Source organism: Mesorhizobium ciceri biovar biserrulae WSM1271, assembly GCF_000185905.1.
Taxonomy (GTDB): Bacteria; Pseudomonadota; Alphaproteobacteria; order Rhizobiales; family Rhizobiaceae; genus Mesorhizobium; species Mesorhizobium ciceri.
The window spans coordinates 5,449,050-5,467,695 of record NC_014923.1; the positions used below are offsets into that span (position 1 = coordinate 5,449,050).

Genomic DNA, 18,646 nt, shown 5'->3' on the forward strand with positions numbered 1-18,646 from the left:
AAATGCGAATGAGGGAGCGGCGAACGCTCCCTCGATTGTTCTATCCGTCTATGCCGTCCGGTCAGGACCAGGGCAGCGAAAATGTCTTCACATTGGTGTAGCTCTTCATCGCTTCGATGACGCCTTCCTTGTAGCCGTTGCCCGAATCCTTGATGCCGCCGAAGGGCGACATCTCGATGCGATAGCCCGGCACTTCCCAGATGTTGACGGTGCCGACCTGAAGGCCGGCGATGTATTTCTGCATGCGCGGAAAAGAGTTGGTGCAGACGCCCGACGACAGGCCGAAGGCGGTCGAGTTGGAGAGCGCAATCAACGCCTCGTCATCGTCCGGCGCACGCACGATCGGGATGATCGGCCCGAAGGTTTCTTCCATGACCAGCTCGGATGTATGCGGCACGCGATCGACGACGATTGGCGGCAGCAACGCGCCCTGACGACCCGGATTGTAGAGGATGTCGGCGCCTTGCTCGGCAGCCATGTGGACGCGGGCTTCGAACAGCGCCGCCGCCTTCTCGTGCACGACGGTGCCAAGGTCGGTCGCGCGGTCCATCGGATCGCCGAAGCGGATCTTCTTCGCCCGCTCCAGCACCAGCGGCACGAAGCGGTCGGCGACACTTTCCTGGACGAGGATGCGCTTGACCGCGGTGCAGCGCTGGCCGGAGTTTTTTGTCGCTCCGGCCACTGCCAAGTCCGCCGCCTTTGCCAGATCCTCGTCCGACAAATCGTTGAGAATGATCAGCGGGTCGTTGCCGCCGAGCTCCAGCACCTGGCGCTTGTAGCCGGCGGTGCGGGCGATCATCTTGCCGACCGGCACGCCGCCGGTGAAGGTGATCAGGTCGATGTTTTCATTGGTGATCATCTCGTTGCCGATATCGGCCGGCCAGCCGGTCACCACCGACAGCATTTCAGGCGGCAAACCGGCTTCATAGAGAATGTCGGCCAAGAGAAGCGCCGTCATCGGCGTCAGTTCGGTCGGCTTGACCACCACGCAATTGTTGGTGGCGATCGCCGGCGCCACCTTGTGCGAGACCATGTTGAGCGGATGATTGAACGGCGTGATCGCCGAGATCGCCTTCAACGGCTCGCGGGTGGTGAAGATCTTGCGCGCCTTGCCGTGCGGGGTGAGGTCGCAGGAGAAGATCTGGCCGTCATCCTGGATGCACATCTGTGCCGACAGCGTGAACACGTCATAGGCGCGGCCGACCTCATAGAGCGAGTCCGTCTTGGAGATGCCGAGCTCGAGCGTGATGAGATCGGAGATTTCATCGCGGCGCGAGGCCAATGCCTCGGCGGTGCGGAACAGTATCTGCTGACGCTCGTAGCGGGTCAGCCTCGATTTGTAGCCGGCGGCGATCTCGAATGCCTGGCGGGCGTGATCGGCGCGGCCGGCCGGAACGGTGCCGATGACGGTGTCGTTCCAGGGATAGCGAACCTCGACGACGCCTTCGGCATCGACTTTTTTGCCGGCAATGCGCATCGGCTCGTGGCGAACTTTAATGGCAGGGTCGATCTTGGTCATGTGCTCTGCTCCGGCAGATTCTTGTTGCGCGGAGGATCGACCCCCACTCCGGCCCTTCGGGCCACCTCTCCCCCGATCGACGGGGGAGAGGAAATCAGGCGAGGTCAGTGCCTCAACGTTTCCAGGCTAAGCCGCGGCTAACCCTGGCGCCTTTCCTCTCCCCCGTCGATCGGTGGAGAGGTGCCGAGCGAAGCTCGGCGGAGTGGGGGTCGACAATCACGCTCGACTCAAGCCAGCGCCGCCGCCATGGTGGCGTAGTAGAAGGCGTCGAAATTGCGCAGCGTCGGCTCGTTCGGCAATTCCGGCAGCACACGATTGACGATGAACGGCACCTCCTGCTCGGTCAGCCCGCCATGCGACCGTAGCGGCTCGTTCAGAGCCGCCAGGTCATGGCGATGTTCCGAGGTGCCGATCGTCTTGTTCTCGGTCGAGATCAGCACGATGTCGCCGATGCGGTCAGCCGGAAGCTCGAAGCGCTCGCAGGCGGTCGGGCTGTCGACGACCAGCATGATGCCGTCGATCTTGGCCAGCCTGGCCATGATGCCGGCCTGGTCGGCGCCATCAGGCAGATAGGCGGTGGCGAAGGAACCCAGCGCGCCATGATGCACGACATAGGGGTCGGTGATCGGCAGGATGACGCGGGCGGCGTCCTTGCCCAGCCAGTCGTCGAGAATATCCTGGACATAGACCACGTCGGGCGAGCCGTCGGCCTTGTGCTTCGGTTTCATGCCATGGTCGGCGGTGACGACGATGGCAGCACCCAGCGCATCGAGCTCGGTCAGGTACTTGTCGAACATCTCGTAGAAGGCGTTGGCCTGCGGCACGCCCGGCGCATATTTGTGCTGCACATAATCTGTGGTCGTCAGGTACATGATGTCGGGGCGGAACTCCTTCAGCAGCTGCACGCCGGCGGCGAAGACGAATTCCGACAGCTCGGCCGAATAGACCTCCGGCACCGGCAGCCCAAAGTGCTTCGAGGCATTGTCGATGCCGTGCTCGGCTATAGTCGTGGTGTCGGACTTTTCCGCCGAGAAGCACAGCGCGCGGCCTTCATCGAAGGCGAGGCCCTTGCCAAGCAAGGCACGCAGCTTGTCCTTGGCGGTGACCACGGCGACCTTGGCGCCGGCATCGTAGAAGGCCTGGAAGATGGTCGGCGCGCGCAGGAAGCGCGGGTCGTTCATCATCACTTCCTTGCCGGTCTCGCGCTCATAGAGATAATTACCGCAAATGCCGTGCACCGACGGCGGTCGGCCGGTGGCGATCGACAGATTGTTGGGGTTGGTGAAGCTCGGAATGACCGAGTGCGCAAAACGCACCGTGCCCTTCTGCTTGATCCTGACCAGCGCCGGCATCAGCCCGGCCTCGATTGCCTCGTCTAGATAGGCGGGCTCGCAGCCATCAAGGCAGATGGCGATGGCCGGCACGCGCGGCCAGGCATAGGTGCGGCCGTTGACCGACACGGTGATGGGAGACATCTGGTTCATCTGATATCCTCGAAGTCGGCCGCTTCAGGCGGCGAGTTTGGCGCGTTCGGCAAGTGCCGCGGCGGGTGGGGCGGCGGTGTCGACGCCCATTTCATGAAGCGAGAACGCTGCCGCCTCGACGACGCGGCGCATGACATGTTCGTCCATCTGGCCGATGCAGCCGACGCGGAACGAATCCACGGCGGTCAGCTTGCCCGGATAGATGATAAAGCCCTTGTCCTTCATCAGGTCGTAGAAACGGTCGAACGCGAAACTGGCATGAGCCGGGTTGAAGAAGGTGACGATGATCGGCGACAGCCAGCGATCCCCGAGCAGTGTCTCGAAACCGAGGTCGCGCATGCCGGCCACCATGACGTCGCGGTTCCTCGTATAGCGGGCGCCACGGCCGGCGACGCCGCCTTCGGCCTCGTGCTGGCGCAGTGCTTCGAGGAAGGCGGCCACGACATGCGTCGGCGGCGTGTAGCGCCACTGGCCGGTCTTGTTCAGGTGCGCCCACTGGGCGTGGACATCGAGCGACAGCGAATGGCTCCTGCCTTTGGCGGCCTCCAGTTCGCTCTTACGGGCGATGATGAAGCCAAAACCCGGAACGCCCTCGATGCACTTGTTGGCGGACGAGACCATCGCCTCATAGCGGATTTCGTTGACGTCGAGCGCCACGGCGCCGAACGCGCTCATGGAATCGACCAGCAGCTTGCGACCCTTGGCATGGACGGCTTCGGCAATTTCAGCGACCGGGTTGAGGATGCCGGAACTGGTCTCGCAATGGATGGCGATGACATGGGTGATATCAGGGTCGGCCGCGAGGGCCGCTGCCACCTCGTCGCCGCGCGGGGGCAGATAGTCACCCTTGTCGATCAGCGTATAGGCGCGGCCGAGATACTGCATGGTCTGCGCGGCGCGCAGGCCGTAGGCGCCGTTGGCCAGCACAAGAACCTTGCCGTCCCTGGGCATGAACGACCCCAGCATCGCTTCGACGCAGAAAGAACCGCTGCCTTGCATCGGCACGCAGTCGAACTCATCGTTCCTGTCCCCGGTCAGCGCCAGCAGCCGGCGACGCATATCCGATGTCATGGCGCGGAACTCGCCGTCCCACGATCCCCAGTCGCGCAACATCGCCTGCTTGACCGAATAGGCCGTGGTGAGCGGCCCCGGGGTCAGAAGATACGGCTCGCCCAGCGCCGGGCTGGCCAGCGGCTCCGCGGCAAATTTCGTCTCGGCGAGCATGTTGTCCTCCGCTCGATCTGCGTTCGATGTGGCCTTATTCTTGGCCTGAATGATCTATTTGTAAAATCGTTATTTTGTATCGATGTATCGATTTTAGTAATGACCTGCCGGGCGGGAATCCGTCCTCAGGCCAGTGCGGGAGCCCTCACTTCCGCAGCCCCTCTCGCCAGCCGGCTTTCCAGCAGATCACCGCTCTGCGTCAGCAAGGGATAAGCGACCGAGGCCATCAGCGAGTTGATCTCCTTCAGCGCCCGCACGGCCTCCAGGTGGATGTCGCTGGTGTCGATGCTCTGCGGCATTCCCGATTGCAGGCGCTTGAGGTGACGGTCGTGGCTCGTGCGTTCCAGTCTGCGCATCCGCTCCTTCTCGACGACGAGTTGCCGCGCCGAATCGAGATCGCTCGACACCAGCACATTGAGTGCAAGCTGCATGTTGGCCATGACACGGTTGTGAAGCCCGGCCAGTTCGCTCCAGCCGTCGCGTGAGAAGCGCAGGTTCTTGTCACGCAGCTCCTGGGTGAGCACGAGCAGGTTCTTGGCGACGATGTCGCCGGCGCGTTCGAGATTGATGGCGAAGTCGGTGAGCTCGATGCCGCGCTGCGCTTCGGCTACGCTCATGCTGCCGCGGTTGACTTCGGCAATGTAGAGCTTGATTTCGGTATGGGCGCGGTTGACCTCCTCATCGAGTTTTTGGGCCTGGCGTATCTGGTCGCCGGTGCCGGCGTCGAAGAAATCCATCACTGGGCGCAGCATCACCTCGACGACTTCGCCCATGCGCAGCAGCTCGCGGGTGGCACTGGCTAGCGCAAGACCGGGTGTGCGCATGACGGTGCGGTCGAGCGCGCTGGTGCGGCGCGACATCAGGTCTCCACCCTCTTCGGCCTTTGCCACCGGCCTGTCTGCGATCAACAAGGCGACCAGCCGCTCCATCATGCCGGTGAACGGCAAGCAGCAGATGACCAGCACCAGATTGAAGGCAAGGTGCAGGTTGACCAGCTGGCGGCCTTCGGTTGCGCCGAACAGATGCGCCGGGAAGGTCACGGCCTGAAGCGCGAACAAAGCCGCCAGCGCCGCCGTGCCGCGAAAGATCAGATTGCCGAGCGGGATACGGCGCGCCTCGACGGCTTCGCCGCGCGTCAGCCAAACCGCGATCAGCGCGCCGCCGCAATTGGCGCCGAGGATGAAGAACAGACCGACCTCGACCGGCAAGACGCCTTGCGCGGCAAGCGTGACGAACAGCAGGATCGCCGCGACGCTGGAGTGAATCAGCCATGTGAACAGGGCAGCGGCGGCAAAGGCGGTGAAATAGTCCGCGCGCAGATAGGAAATCACCAGTGGTAGCAAGGTGCTCTGCCGCATCGGTGCGGTCGCCTCGCCGATCATATGCAGCGACAACAGGACGAAGGCGACCCCCATCAGGATTCGCCCGCTATGCCTGATGCCAGCCACTTCGAACTTCAGGGCCATCGCGCCGCCGACCAGGATCAGCGCCGGCACAAGCCAGCTGAGGTCGAACGACAGCACCTGCACGACCAGGGCGGAACCGAGATCGGCGCCCAGCAGGATCGCCAGCCCGGCCGACACCGAAACCATGCCGCTGGCGGCAAACCCGGCCGCCAGGATAGCGACGGCGGTCGAGCTCTGCAGCAGCACGGCAAGCACGGTGCCGACACCGGCCGATCTGATCCGCTCACCCCGGGCTTGCCTCAGGGCATCACGCAAAGCGGGCCCGCAGGCCCGCTCGACACCCTGGCGCACCATATGCACGGCCCAGAGCAGCAGCATGACCGCACCCGCCAGATGCAGCAGGATGATGGAAAATTGCATGGCGACGCCTCCGGTGCCAACGGCCGGCAGGGATGTCGACCCATGCTCAGGCTGAGGGTCGGCAAAACATAAGTCAAATCGTTCCTTTCGATCTTTTCCTAAGCGGTCCTTATGATAAGATGTCGGTGATTTCAGAAGTGTCGGAGGCACGGGAAATGCGCTACGTCCAGTTGCGAGCCTTTCACCAGGTGGCCATCTGCGGTGGCTTTTCTCGCGCCGCCGAGGCGCTCTTCCTGACCCAGCCGGCGATCTCGGACCAGGTGCGCAAGCTCGAGGAAGAGTACGATGTGCTGCTGTTCAACCGGAACAAGAAGCAGGTCACGCTGACCCATTCGGGCCAGAAATTGCTCGAAATAACCCACCGCATGTTCGATACCGAGCAACAGGCGCTCGAACTCCTGACGGAGTCCCGCGCCCTGCGTTCCGGCACGCTGCGCATCGTCGCCGATGCCGCACATCATCTGCTTCATATTCTCGGCAGCTTCCGGGCCCGCTACCCCGGCGTGCAGGTTTCGGTGCGCGCCGGCAACACCGAGACGGTGATCAGCAGCCTCTACAGCTACGATGCCGATATCGGCGTGCTGGGCGAGGTGCCGACGGGGCGCGATTTCGAGGTGCTGAAACTCAACTCGACGCCGATCATCGCGTTTGCATCCGTCGACCACCCGCTGGCCGCGAAAAAGTCGCTCACCCTCAAGCAGCTCGCGCAGGAATCACTGGTCATGCGCGAGCGTGGATCGAAGACGCGTCAGAAACTCGAAGATCTCGCAGCCGCCTCGAAAATCGAATTGAGGCCGGCGATCGAAGCCGAGGGCCGCGAAGCCGTCCGCGAGATCGTCGCCTCGGGCGCCGGCATCGGCTTTGTCTCGGCGGCCGAATTCGGCCAGGATTCGCGGCTGGTGCCGATCACCATCGATGCTCCCGAGACCCTGATGGACGAGGCGTTGATCTGCCTGCGTGAACGCAGCGGCGGCAAACTGGTGCGGGCTTTCCTGGATATGGCGCGCTCGATGTCAGCGGATTAAGCGGCGGCCCTGATCTCCACCGCATCAGCCTTCACCCGCTCCGACTTCGGATCGTAGGGGCTGCGCAGATGTGCTGTCGCGGCATGGCGAACGCCGGCAAGGTCGATCTCGAAACGACCACCGGTGAGAAACGCAGCGTCGACGCCCGCCTCGTTCTCGATCAGGCCGAGCGCCACCGAGCGGCCAAGCGTGTGGCCGTAGGCGGCCGAGCGGACTTCGCCGACCGGCTTGCCGTCGCGCAGGATCAGTTCGCCGCCCCACAGCATCGGCTCGGCATCATCGAGCGTGAACAGCACGACGCGTCTTGCCGGTGCTGCCGATGGCTTCGTCTCAACCAGCGCGTCGCGGCCGATAAAGTCACCTGGCTTGTCCATCGCCACGGCGAAGCCAAGCCCGGCCTGCCAGGGGTCGATATCAGGCGTCAACTCCCTGCCCCAGGCGCGAAAACCCTTTTCGATGCGCAAGGCATCGAGCGCATAGTAGCCGGCGTCCAGCAGACCGAATTCACGGCCCGCCTCATGCAACGCCTCATAGACGCCGACGGCGAATTCTGTCGGCACGATCAGTTCCCAGCCCAGTTCGCCGACATAGGTCATACGGTTGGCATAGGCGGTGGCATAGCCGATATCGATCTCGCGGATGGTGGCGAAGGGAAAGCCGGCGTTGGAAAGATCGGCCGAGGAGAGTTTGCCCAGCAGATCGCGTGATCGCGGTCCCATCAACGCCAGCACCGCGTAGGACGAGGTGACGTCGGTCACGATTGCATGCGCGTCGGACGGAATGTTTTTGACGATCCAGTCGGCATCGTGGACAGCTTGTGCGGACCCGGTGACGATGAGGAATTTCTCCGCGCCGAGCCGCATAACGGTGAGATCGCTCTCATAGCCACCGCGTGCATTGAGCACGCCCGTGTAAACAGACGTACCGTCCGGTACGTCGATATTTCCGGCGCAGATCCAGTTGAGCACGGCGCAGGCATCGCGGCCCTGCACGAGGAGCTTGGCGAAAGAGGTCTGGTCGAAGATGGCGACGGCTTCGCGTGTCGCCTTCATTTCGCGCTTGACCGCCTCGTGCCAGTTCTGGCGGCCGAAGGCATAGTCGTTCTCGGTCTTCTCTCCCGGTGCCGCGAACCAGTTGGCCCGCTCCCAGCCCATCTTGGAACCGAAGCAGGCGCCCTTGGCGGCGAGCCGGTCGTAGAGCGGCGAGCGGCGGAACGGCCGCGCCGTGTCCAGTTCACGGTTCGGCCACGGCATGGCGTAATGCAAGCCGAGCGTTTCCTTGACACGGTCATGCAGCCAGCGCGGATTGTTGTTGAAGGAGGCGAAACGCCTGATGTCGACCGGCCACAAATCCATGGTCGGCGCGCTGTTGACGATCCATTCCGCCAGCGCCCTGCCCGCGCCGCCGGCGCTGGCGATGCCCATGGAGTTGAAGCCGGCGCCGACATAGAAATTCTTCAGTTCCGGCGCCTCGCCGAGGAGAAAATTGTTGTCCGGCGTGAAGCTTTCGGGACCGTTGTAGAATTTCTTGACCTCGGCCTCGGCCAATTGCGGCACGCGGACCAGCGCGTTTTCCATCAAAATCTCGAACTGATCCCAATCGTCCGGCAACAGCGCGAACTCGAAATTTTCGGGAATGCCATTCATGCCCCACGGCTTGGCGTGCGGCTCAAAGCCACCCATGACCAGGCCGCCGACCTCTTCCTTGAAATAGATGAACCCGTCGGGGTCGCGCATGACCGGCAGGTCCGGATGCACGCCCTCGATCCTGCCGGTAACGATGTACATGTGCTCGGCCGAATGCAGCGGCACCGAGACGCCGCACATCAGCCCGACCTTGCGCGCCCACTGGCCGGCGCAATTGACGACGATCTCGGCGGCAATGTTGCCGCGGTCCGTCTCGACACCGCAGGCGACGCCGTTCTTCACGCTGATGCCGGTGACCTTGACCCGCTCGAAAATTTTCGCGCCGCGATTGCGCGCACCCTTGGCCAGCGATTGCGTGAGATCGGTCGGATTGGCCTTGCCGTCGCCCGGCAGCCAGACGGCGCCGACCAGATCGTCGGTCGCCATGACCGGCCATAGATCGGCCGCCTCCTTCGGCGAAATCACGTCGATCTCGACGCCTTGGGCGCGAGCCGATGCGGCCGTGCGCTTCAGCACCGTCATGCGGTCGGCGGTCCGCGCCACCGACAGCGAGCCACAATTCTTCCAACCGGTGGCGAGCCCGGTCTCGGCCTCCAGCTCGCCATAGAGCTGCGTGGAGTATTTGATCAGGCTGGTCATGTTGGAATGACTGCGCAACTGGCCGACAAGCCCTGCGGCGTGCCAGGTGGTGCCACCGCTGAGTTGCCCCTGTTCGAGCAGCACGACATCGGTCCAACCGAGCTTCGTCAGATGATACGCGACCGAGCAGCCAATGATACCGCCGCCGACGATGACGACGCGCGCTTGCGTAGGGAATTCGTTTGCCATGGGACATCCTGCCGTTTTGACACCGGTTGGATCATAGCAGCCGAATTCCAAATATCAACACAAAATACCACAAAATATCACATCAAAGAGGCAACCATCAGCTCAGGCCCTTTGCGCGCAAGCGCTTCAGCGATGTCAGCCTGCGGTTTCGCGTCGACGATCACGCCGGCGGCGCGTTGAAAATTCGGAATCCTGAGCGGCGTCAGCTTTGCGAACTTGCTGCTGTCGAGAACGAAGTAGGTTTTGGCGGCAAGCGCGATCATGCGGCTGCGCTGTTCGGCGCCGGCGCGGGTGAAATCGGTCACCTCGCCGTCGGGCGACAGCGCGCCACCACCGAGGAAGGCGATGTCGACGCGAAAGCGCGACATAGCTTCGAGCATGTCGATTCCGGAGGCCGCTTCCTCGCCTGGATCGACTTCGCCACCCAGCACATGCACGCGCATGCCTGAGACGTGGCACAGCAGAAGCGCGATCTTCAGGCTCGCCGTGCAGATGGTGAGATCGCGCAGGTCGGCCATGGCTTGTGCGACGGCCAATGTGGTGGTGCCGGAATCGAGGAACACCACCATGCCGTCCTTTACAAGACCGGCGGCCAGCCTGCCGATCGCGGCCTTGCCTCCGGCATTTTCGTGGCTGCGCAAGCTCATTGCCGGTTCGCTCGGTTCGAAGCGGGCGGCGCCGCCATGGACGATGCCGAGCCGTCCCTTATCCGACAGCAGCTTCAAATCACGGCGGATGGTTTCGCGCGAGACATCGAAGAACCCGGCCAGTTCGGCGACACTGACAGACCCCTGGGCGCCCAGCCGCCGCAGGATCTCTTCGTGGCGACGTGGAGCAAAGGCGCGCGCCGGCAGGCTGCTGTCGGGGGACATGATGATCCTCGGATCGAGTAGCGATGTTGCAATATGTGGCAGTGATCGTGCGCAGAGGCAACTCAAGCCATGTCGTCAGGATTTTCGCGACAGGCCATCTTCCCTGATCGCGCTGACCAGCGTCTCGCTTCCCTCGCGAAGATGCTGCCTCAGAATGCCTATGGCCCTGTCGCCGTCGCGCCGCCGGCAGGCGGCCAGCAGATCGCGGTGCTCCGTCTGCGAGCGGCTGCGATAGTCCAGGTTCGACAGCAGGATGCGGACGTAGCGATCGGCGGCATTGTGGTGCGCCTCGATTAAGGCCAGCAATCGATTGTTGCCGCAGGCATCGTAGAGAGCCAGATGAAAGGCACGGTTCAGCGCGCCCCATCGGCCGACATTGCGCTCCGCGTCGATCTGATCGAGAACCTGTTCCGCCTCGTCGAGCCTGTCACCGGCGAGATTGGGAAGCGAAAGCCGCAACGCCTCGCATTCGAGCAATTCGCGCAGTGCATAGATTTCACTGATCTCGGCGCTGTCCATCCGGGCGACCTGCGCGCCTTTTGTCGGATGGATGGAAACAATGCCTTCGGCTTCCAATTGGCGAAGGGCGTCACGAATTGGCATGCGGCTGAAGCCAAACTGCTCGGCCAAGTCGTCCTGGCGCAGCGAAGTGCCCGCCTTGATGGTGCCACTGGCAATCGCTTCGCGCAGGACATTGGCGACCTGTTCGGCCACGGTTCGCGGCCCCTGCATCACGCTTTCCGCAAATCCTGGCAATCGATGCTCCCGTTTGACGCGGGGCGCTCAGCCTAACGGAAACCCCTCTGCATGGATATATGTATGCCTGTATATGCACACGTTCGGCATCAATTGCCAGACTTGCCCGAATTCCTGCGCCAAGGCCTGATCTGCGTATTTTACCGGCGCTTCGCTTGCCTGGCGTCAGCCGCCGAAGCGCGGTTCCGCAACGCCCCTAACGCCAAGGCCTGATATGGCGAACAGGCTGCCGCGCAAAACGCCGTCGCCGGGAAAACGCGGCAGCGGCGGCTTGGCCATCGAGGTGACGTAGAGGGTGTCGAGCTTCGGTCCGCCGAACATGACGCTGGTGATCTTCTTGACCGGCATGTCGATGATGCGATCGATGCTGCCATCGGGCGCGTAGCGCACCAGCCTTCCGTCATAGACCAGCGCATTCCAGAGATAGCCCTCGGCGTCGACGGTCGAGCCGTCCGCCGCACCGCCTCGGCTGGTGTCGACGCGCACGAAGGTACGCCTGTTGGTGGCGGCACCGGTGGCGATATCGTAGTCGTAGGCCCATATCTCCCCGGTCCAGGTATCGGCGAAATAGAAGGTGCGGTCGTCGGGGCTCCAGCATGGACCGTTGGAGCAGATGATGCCGGAATCGATCCGGGTGACGGAGAAATCCGGATCGAGCCTGTAGAGACCGCCGGACGGCCCCTCTTCCATCGTATCCATGGAGCCGGCGAAGAAACGGCCGCGCCGGTCGACCTTGCCGTCGTTGAGCCGGTTCATCGGCTTGTCCGGCTCGGGATCGTGGATCAGCGTCACCTCGCCCGTGGCGAAATCGAGCAGATGGAAGCCGCGCTGCAGCGAGACGACAGCGCCGCCGCCGTCCTTGCGCAGCGCCATTGAGCCGATCTTCATCGGCACGTCCCATGACCGGATCTCGCGCCCGTCGGCGGTCGCCCGAAACACGCGCCCGTCGAAGCTGTCGATCCAGTAGAGTCGTTCCTGTTCGACGTCCCACAGCGGTCCTTCGCCCAGTGTGGTCTTCACGTCCACCACGACTTCGATCTTCATGCCGTCCTCCTCCGTTTTGCGTCTCGCGACGATTGCTCGGACCGCCTCAGAAAGCGACCTTGTCCCCGCCTTTCAATGACAGGATTTCGCGTGCCTCGTCGGGCGTCGCCACCTCCATGCCGAGCCCTTCGATGATCTTGCGGGCCAGCAAGACCTGCTCGGCGTTCGATTTGGCAAGCTTTCCCTTGCCCGCCCACAGACTGTCCTCCAGCCCGACGCGGATGTTGCCGCCAAGGGCCGCCGATTGCGCGGCGATGCGCAGTTGGCTGGCGCCGGCGCCCAGCACCGACCACCGGAACTGGTCGCCGAACAGCCGGTCGGCAGTGCGCTTCATATGGGCGACGTCTTCTGGATGCGTGCCGATGCCGCCGAGCAGCCCGAACACCGACTGCACGAAGAAAGGCGGCTTCACCAGCCCACGGTCGGCGAAGTGGGAAAGGTTGTACAGATGGGCGATGTCGTAGCACTCGAACTCGAAGCGCGTGCCGTTGTCGTAGCAGGTCGCCAGAATGTACTCGATGTCCTTGAATGAGTTGCGGAAGACGAGGTCGCGCGTCGCTTCCAGATGCGGCTTTTCCCAATCGAACTTGAAGGTCTCGTATTTGTCGGCCAGGTGATAGAGCCCGAAATTGATCGAGCCCATGTTGAGCGAGGCGACTTCCGGCTTGAACTGGGCGGCCGGGCGCACGCGCTCCTCGACCTTCATGTAGGGGCTGCCACCGGTGGTGATGTTGATGGCGGCGTTGGTGCCTTGCTTGACGCGCGGCAGGAAGCGGGCGAAGGCCTCCGGCGTCTGGTCGGGCTTGCCGGTTTCCGGATCGCGGGCATGCAGATGCAGGATCGCGGCACCGGCTTCCGCCGCCGCGATCGCCTCCGAAGCGATCTGGTCGGGCGTGATCGGCAGATAGGGCGACATGGTCGGCGTGTGGATGGCGCCCGTCACCGCGCAGGTGATGATGACCTTGCCCCTGGTCCGTGCAGGTCCCGGCTTGCGACTGGTTTGCGTCATTCTCCAAACTCCTGATCCGATTTTCTCTTGTGGGCGGCGAGCGCCATGAGCCGGCGGTCACGCCACACCTGCCGGTCGCCTAGGCTTTGCTGTGGCAGTCGCTTGCGGCGATCAGCCTCGACCGTGTCGATGACCTTGCCGGCCCAGTCGACGCGCCGCTGCGTCTGGGGAAAGATGTTGGAATAGATGCCCTGATAGCGCTCGACATAGTCGCGCACGCCGCCGGGTGCATTGAGATCGATGGTCTCGAACGGCCCCATGAACGACCAGCGCAGCGCCAGCCCGTCGCGGATGCCGATGTCGACATCCTCGACACTGGCGTAGCCATCGGCGACAAGCCGGAAAGCTTCCTCAAGCAATGCGCCTTGCAGGCGATTCATGATGAAGCCGTCAAGCTCGTGCTGCATGACCAGTGGCGCGTGGCCGGCGTCGACGAGGAAGGCGCGGGTTCTCTCGACCGTCTCGGCCGAGGTCCACGGCGCCGGCACGATTTCGGCCGCCGGAATGAGATAGGGCGGGTTGATCGGATGCACGACCAGGCAGCGCTGCCGCCCTTGCAGATGGTCGGTGAATTTCGACGGCAACAGCGCCGAGGTGGAACTGGCGATGACTGTTCGCGGATCGGCAAGCGTGTCGATCAAGGAGAACACCTTGCGCTTCACCTCGAGATTCTCGGGCGTGTTCTCCTGGATATGCACGGCACCTGCCAACGCCTCTTCAAGCCCGGCGACAACGGAGATACGGTCAAGAACCTCACCGGCTTGCTGTCCCCGCAGAAGATCGTTCTGGGCGAGATCGCCGAGCACGCCGGCAATGTAGTCGCGGGCTCCACCTGTGGCAGTGGGCGACTGGTCCCACATCCGCACGTCATGGCCGGCGCGGGCGAAGCTGATCGCCCAGGCCCGCCCGATGAACCCGCTTCCGACGATCGCGACATTGGCCATGGATTGTTCCTCAAAGTGTTTCGACGTTGCCGTCGACGCCGAGCGATTGGCCGGAAATGTTGATCCCCGCATCGGAGAGCAGGAAGGCGACCATCGACGCGACATCATAAGGGCTGGTCATGCGGCGCAGCGAGATGTTCTGCAGATAGCGTCCGGTCATCTCCTCGTGGCTGATACCGACCTGCTTGGCGCGCGCCGAGATAACCCCTTCGATGCGGGGGCCCTCGATGATGCCGGGCAGGATGGCGTTGACCCTGATGGCGTGCGGCCCGAGCTCTTTGGCCAAGCTTTGCGTGAAACCGATGACACCGAACTTGGCCGCCGAATAGGGTGTGCGGAAGGCGTAGCCATGGCGGCCGGCGGCCGACGACATCGAGACGATCGAACCGCCGCCCGCCGCCTTGATCAGCGGCACCGCGCGCCGAGCGCACAGGAACTGGCCGGTCAGGCAGATGTCGATGCAGCGCCGCCAGTCCGCCGGATCGATCTCGTCGACACCGCCGGTCGGCCCGGCAATGCCGGCATTGTTGATCAGCGCATCGAGCCCGCCGAGTTTTTTCTCGACCGCCTCGAACAGACGGTCGACGTCCTGGTCGCGCGAGACGTCGGCCTTGACCGCCGCGACCAGGTCGATCTTGCTGGGAGCAGCGGCCAGCGCCTCGTCGGAAACGTCGCAGACGACGATGCGGGCGCCGAGGCGTGACAGCGTGTCGGCTATGGCAAACCCGATGCCGCCTGCGCCCGCCGTCACCAGCACGCGCTGGCCTTTCAGTCCGGTCAAAAATTCGTCCGCCGATGCCGGCGCCCTTGTGCTCATGGTCCTGTCCTTCTCATTGCAGCCGCCGTTCGCGCAGCGCCATGACGGCGCCCAGAACGACCAGTCCGTAAAGAATTGCCCTCGTGGCATAGGGAAGCGTGGTGCCGGCGAGCAGCATCTGCAGTGCCGTCAGCAACAACACGCCGCCGAGCATGCCGAGATAGTGGCCGCGCCCGCCGGTGATCAGCGCGCCGCCGACCACCACCACGGCGATCGACGGCAATAGATAGTCGTCGCCCATGCCGAGGCTCGCCTGACCCGAAAAGCCGGTCAGCATGACGCCGACAACAGCCGCGCAGACGGCCGAAAGCATGTAGACCAGGATCAGCGTGCGCTCGACGCCGATGCCCGACAAGCGCGCCGCGCGCAGCCCGTTGCCGATGCCGTAGACGCGCCTTCCGAACGGGGTGCGGCCAAGCAGGAGTACCGCTGCGACGACAAAGACGACCATCAGCAGCACGATTGGAGTCAGCAGGCCGGCGAGCTTGGCCGTCATGACCCAGCGCAGCATCGGCGAGGAAAACCCGGCCGGCGTTCCCTGCGAATAGAGCAGCGCACAGCCTTGCAGAATGCCGTTGGTGGCGAGCGTCATGACGATCGGCGAGATGCCGAGATAGACGATGCCGAAACCATTGGCGAAGCCGATGGCGCAGGCCATCACCAAGACGACCGGCAAGGCGTAGACAAGGGCGGCGTCGGAGCCGTTGACCATGCCCGCCAGGATGATGCCGGAGATGCCGATCGTCCACGGCACGGAGAGATCGAGGCCTCCGGTCAGGATGACGGTTCCCTGCCCGAGCGCCAGGACGGCTAGGAAGGACGATAGCACCAGCAGCGAATTCCAGTACCCCGGATTGAGGATGGCGCGGCCGAGCCAGATCTGGGTGACAAGCACGATGAGCAGCAGGCAGACATAGGCCGGCAGCGCATAGCGCAGCGTTTCCGCATTGCGCAGATGGAAGGCAGGGCGCGGCGATGCCGGACTGCGCTGGGCATGGGCTGGCTCGGCGATCTTGAGACGCCGGTCCACGCGCTCGAGCTGCGAGGGCAATATGCCGGCGCGCCAGGCGGCGAGCCGGGCACGCGCGGCGCGCAGTTGCACAGCAAGCACCGATGCATGCGAGATCGAGCCGGCAAGTGCTGCCAGCACCAGAATGGTGCCTTCGGCGATGGTCGCATAATAGGCCGATACGTTGAGCACCAGCAGGATGTTCACCACGATCATCAGGATGTAGGCGCCGAAGACAGAGCCCACCGGGCCGCCCTGCCCGCCACCGAGGCGCGTGCCGCCGACGACGACCGCCGCGAACATCGACAAGAGCAGCGGATTGCCGACCAGCGGATCGCCGCTGCCGGTCTGGGCGCTGATGAACACGCCGGCAAGGCCATAGCAGCCGCCGGCGATGACATAGACGGCAAAGCGCACCAGAACGACATTGATGCCGACGGAAGCGGCCGACTCCGGATCGCTGCCAAGCGCGTAGAGTGCTGTGCCGAAGCGGGTTCCCTTCAGCCAGAACCAGGCGAGCAGGACGACACCGATCACCACCAGCGGCATCGGCAGCCAGCCGGCGATCGCGTCGCCGAGATAGAAGGCGCCGAGATCGGGCGACACGAAGCCGCCGGGCTTGTCCATCACCAGCAGCGTGACGCCTTGCAGGATGAACATGGTCGACAGCGTCACCACGATCGGCTGCATGCGCAGCACCGCGATGAAGAAGCCGTTGAAGGCGCCCACCGCCATGCCGACGCCGATGCCGACGGTGGTCCACAGAAGGATGCTTGCGCCTGGCGCCATCGGATCCATGCTCGATGCCAGCACGGCATTGACCAGCGATATCACCGCGCCGGCGGACAGGTCGAAGCCGCCCGACAGGATCACGATCGTCTGGCCGATCGCCGCGAGCGCCGAGGTGGCGCCGCCGCTCGACAGGAACGACACATCGAAATAGGTCAGCGGCCCGGCGCTGATCCAGTCGACGACGAAGAGCAGGATCGCCAGGACGGCCGCGGCGATCAGCGCGCCGCGATTGCGCACCAGCGCACGGCGCAGTCCGAAGCCGCCGGGAACAGGGGATGAGGCTGCTGCGCTGCTCATGCGGCGGCTTCCCCGGCATGGCCGAGCGCCGGGCGCATGATGGCCGGTTCGGTGATGGCGTCGCCTTCGAGTTCGGCGGCGATGCGCCCGTCATAGAGGACCAGCACCCTGTCGCATTGGTGAACGAGTTCGGGGATCTCCGTCGAGTGCAGCAGGATCGAACCGCCCGAAGCCACGTAGTTTCGCATCATCACATAAAGCTCGTGCTTGGTGCCGACGTCGATGCCTCGGGTGGGATCGAACAACAGCAGGATGCGGCTCTGCGCCACCAGCCACTTGGCGATGGCGATCTTCTGCTGGTTGCCGCCGGAAAACGCACCGGCCCGCGTCCACAGCGCGCGGCGGTCGACCTCGACAGTGGCGAATGCCGCCTCGACGGAGCGGGTCTCGGCTTGCGCGTCGACAAGGCCTAGCCGTGTGAAGCGCGATATCACCGGCAGCGTGGCGTTCTGGCTGCCCGACAATTTCAGGAACAGGCCTTCGGATTTGCGGTCTTCCGGCACCAGGCCGATGGCCATGTTGGGGCGCAAGGCATCGGCCGGCGAACCGAGCCAGACCTTGCGGCCGTCGACGAGGATGTGGCCGCGCTCGATCTCGGCCATGCCAAAGCAGGCCAGGAACAGGTCCTGCTGGCCCATGCCTTGCAACCCGGCGACGCCGAGGATTTCGCCCTTGCGCAGATCGAAGCCCGCGCCGTCGAGCTTGCGTCCGACCTTGAGGTCGCGCACGCCCAGAACCGGCGGACCGAAGGCCTGGGCGCTGTCCGGCTTGGGCGGAAAGGTCTGCTCGATGCTGCGGCCGATGATCTTTTCGATGACGTCGGCATCCGAGACATCGGCGACCGGCGCGGTGACGATGTGGCGGCCGTTTCTCAGGATCGTCAGCGTGTCGCACAAAGCGCGGACCTCGCGCATGCGGTGGGTGATGAAGACGATGGTGGTGCCTGCCGCCTTCAGCCTGGCGATGATGTCGCCCAGCCAGTCGACGTCGCGTCCGGCGAGCGTCGAGGTCGGTTCGTCGAGCAAAAGGATGCGCGGCTTGCGGTAGACGGCGCGCGCGATCTCGATCTTCTGGCGCACCGAAAGCTCGAGCTCGCTCACCTCGGCATCGAGATCGACGGAGAAACCGAGATCTTCGATATGGCGGCGAACGGCCTTGCGCGCAGCACCGCGGCGGATAAGGCCGGAGATGCCGACGGGGGCGTAAGGCAGCAGCATGTTGTCGAGCACGGAGAGATCGCGCACCAGGGTCATCTCCTGGAATGCTGTCTGCATGCCGAGCGCATGTGCTGCGCGCGGTGCGCCGTAAGCGATCTCCTTGCCGAAGACACGGACATGGCCTTGGCTCGGCCGGACCAGCCCGGACAGCAGCTTCACCAGTGTCGACTTGCCGGCTCCGTTTTCACCGAGCAGGGCATGGACGCTGCCGGGCGCGATCGCAAACGACACGCCGTCCAGCGCGACGGTCGGGCCGAACGCCTTGCTGATGCCGTCGATCTCGATGGCGGGGAGCTCGGAGTGTTCTGTCATTGTCCTCGATCGCCGGCTTGGCATG

Annotated in this window: 14 protein-coding genes; 1 reads left to right on the plus strand and 13 read right to left on the minus strand. The window is 64.0% G+C overall.

The features are described from left to right. Window positions 1-61: 61 nt before the first annotated feature. The 4 genes from phnY to MESCI_RS26510 form a co-directional block, all read right to left on the minus strand. Window positions 62-1,519: a phosphonoacetaldehyde dehydrogenase gene (gene phnY / locus MESCI_RS26495; protein ID WP_013533038.1), complete on the minus strand. Its 1,458-nt coding sequence runs from the start codon at window positions 1,517-1,519 to the stop codon at window positions 62-64. Between the two features lie 227 nt (window positions 1,520-1,746). After that, window positions 1,747-3,003, minus strand: a complete 1,257-nt coding sequence (phnA, locus tag MESCI_RS26500) for a phosphonoacetate hydrolase (protein WP_013533039.1) — start codon at window positions 3,001-3,003, stop codon at window positions 1,747-1,749. Between the two features lie 24 nt (window positions 3,004-3,027). Then, complete coding sequence (locus MESCI_RS26505) at window positions 3,028-4,227, minus strand: 2-aminoethylphosphonate--pyruvate transaminase (RefSeq protein ID WP_013533040.1); 1,200 nt, start codon at window positions 4,225-4,227, stop codon at window positions 3,028-3,030. 125 nt (window positions 4,228-4,352) lie between these two features. Next, window positions 4,353-6,053: a Na/Pi cotransporter family protein gene (locus MESCI_RS26510; protein WP_013533041.1), complete on the minus strand. Its 1,701-nt coding sequence runs from the start codon at window positions 6,051-6,053 to the stop codon at window positions 4,353-4,355. A gap of 155 nt (window positions 6,054-6,208) precedes the next feature. Between MESCI_RS26510 and MESCI_RS26515 the strand changes: the two genes are divergently transcribed. Beyond that, a complete protein-coding gene (locus tag MESCI_RS26515; protein ID WP_013533042.1) occupies window positions 6,209-7,078 on the plus strand; it encodes a LysR substrate-binding domain-containing protein in 870 nt (289 codons plus the stop codon). Here MESCI_RS26515 and MESCI_RS26520 read toward each other — a convergent pair. The 9 genes from MESCI_RS26520 to MESCI_RS26560 form a co-directional block, all read right to left on the minus strand. Beyond that, window positions 7,075-9,552, minus strand: a complete 2,478-nt coding sequence (locus tag MESCI_RS26520; protein ID WP_013533043.1) for a GcvT family protein — start codon at window positions 9,550-9,552, stop codon at window positions 7,075-7,077. The genes MESCI_RS26515 and MESCI_RS26520 overlap by 4 nt on opposite strands. Before the next feature lie 77 nt (window positions 9,553-9,629). Further along, window positions 9,630-10,424 (minus strand): DeoR/GlpR family DNA-binding transcription regulator, encoded by a 795-nt coding sequence (locus MESCI_RS26525; protein WP_013533044.1) that lies wholly within the window; start codon window positions 10,422-10,424, stop codon window positions 9,630-9,632. A gap of 75 nt (window positions 10,425-10,499) precedes the next feature. Continuing rightward, window positions 10,500-11,156, minus strand: a complete 657-nt coding sequence (locus tag MESCI_RS26530; protein WP_013533045.1) for a GntR family transcriptional regulator — start codon at window positions 11,154-11,156, stop codon at window positions 10,500-10,502. A gap of 189 nt (window positions 11,157-11,345) precedes the next feature. Next, a complete protein-coding gene (locus tag MESCI_RS26535) occupies window positions 11,346-12,224 on the minus strand; it encodes an SMP-30/gluconolactonase/LRE family protein (protein ID WP_013533046.1) in 879 nt (292 codons plus the stop codon). 46 nt (window positions 12,225-12,270) lie between these two features. Next, window positions 12,271-13,233, minus strand: a complete 963-nt coding sequence (gene kce / locus MESCI_RS26540) for a 3,5-dioxohexanoate:acetyl-CoA acetone transferase (RefSeq protein ID WP_013533047.1) — start codon at window positions 13,231-13,233, stop codon at window positions 12,271-12,273. Then, window positions 13,230-14,177: a 3-hydroxyacyl-CoA dehydrogenase gene (locus tag MESCI_RS26545; RefSeq protein WP_013533048.1), complete on the minus strand. Its 948-nt coding sequence runs from the start codon at window positions 14,175-14,177 to the stop codon at window positions 13,230-13,232. Before MESCI_RS26545 ends, kce begins: the two co-directional genes overlap by 4 nt. Window positions 14,178-14,187: 10 nt before the next feature. Further along, window positions 14,188-14,994 (minus strand): SDR family oxidoreductase, encoded by an 807-nt coding sequence (locus tag MESCI_RS26550; protein ID WP_013533049.1) that lies wholly within the window; start codon window positions 14,992-14,994, stop codon window positions 14,188-14,190. 13 nt (window positions 14,995-15,007) lie between these two features. Then, complete coding sequence (locus MESCI_RS26555; protein WP_013533050.1) at window positions 15,008-17,092, minus strand: ABC transporter permease subunit; 2,085 nt, start codon at window positions 17,090-17,092, stop codon at window positions 15,008-15,010. Continuing rightward, complete coding sequence (locus MESCI_RS26560) at window positions 17,089-18,621, minus strand: sugar ABC transporter ATP-binding protein (protein WP_013533051.1); 1,533 nt, start codon at window positions 18,619-18,621, stop codon at window positions 17,089-17,091. The genes MESCI_RS26555 and MESCI_RS26560 overlap by 4 nt, the downstream gene beginning before the upstream one ends. Window positions 18,622-18,646 lie beyond the last annotated feature (25 nt).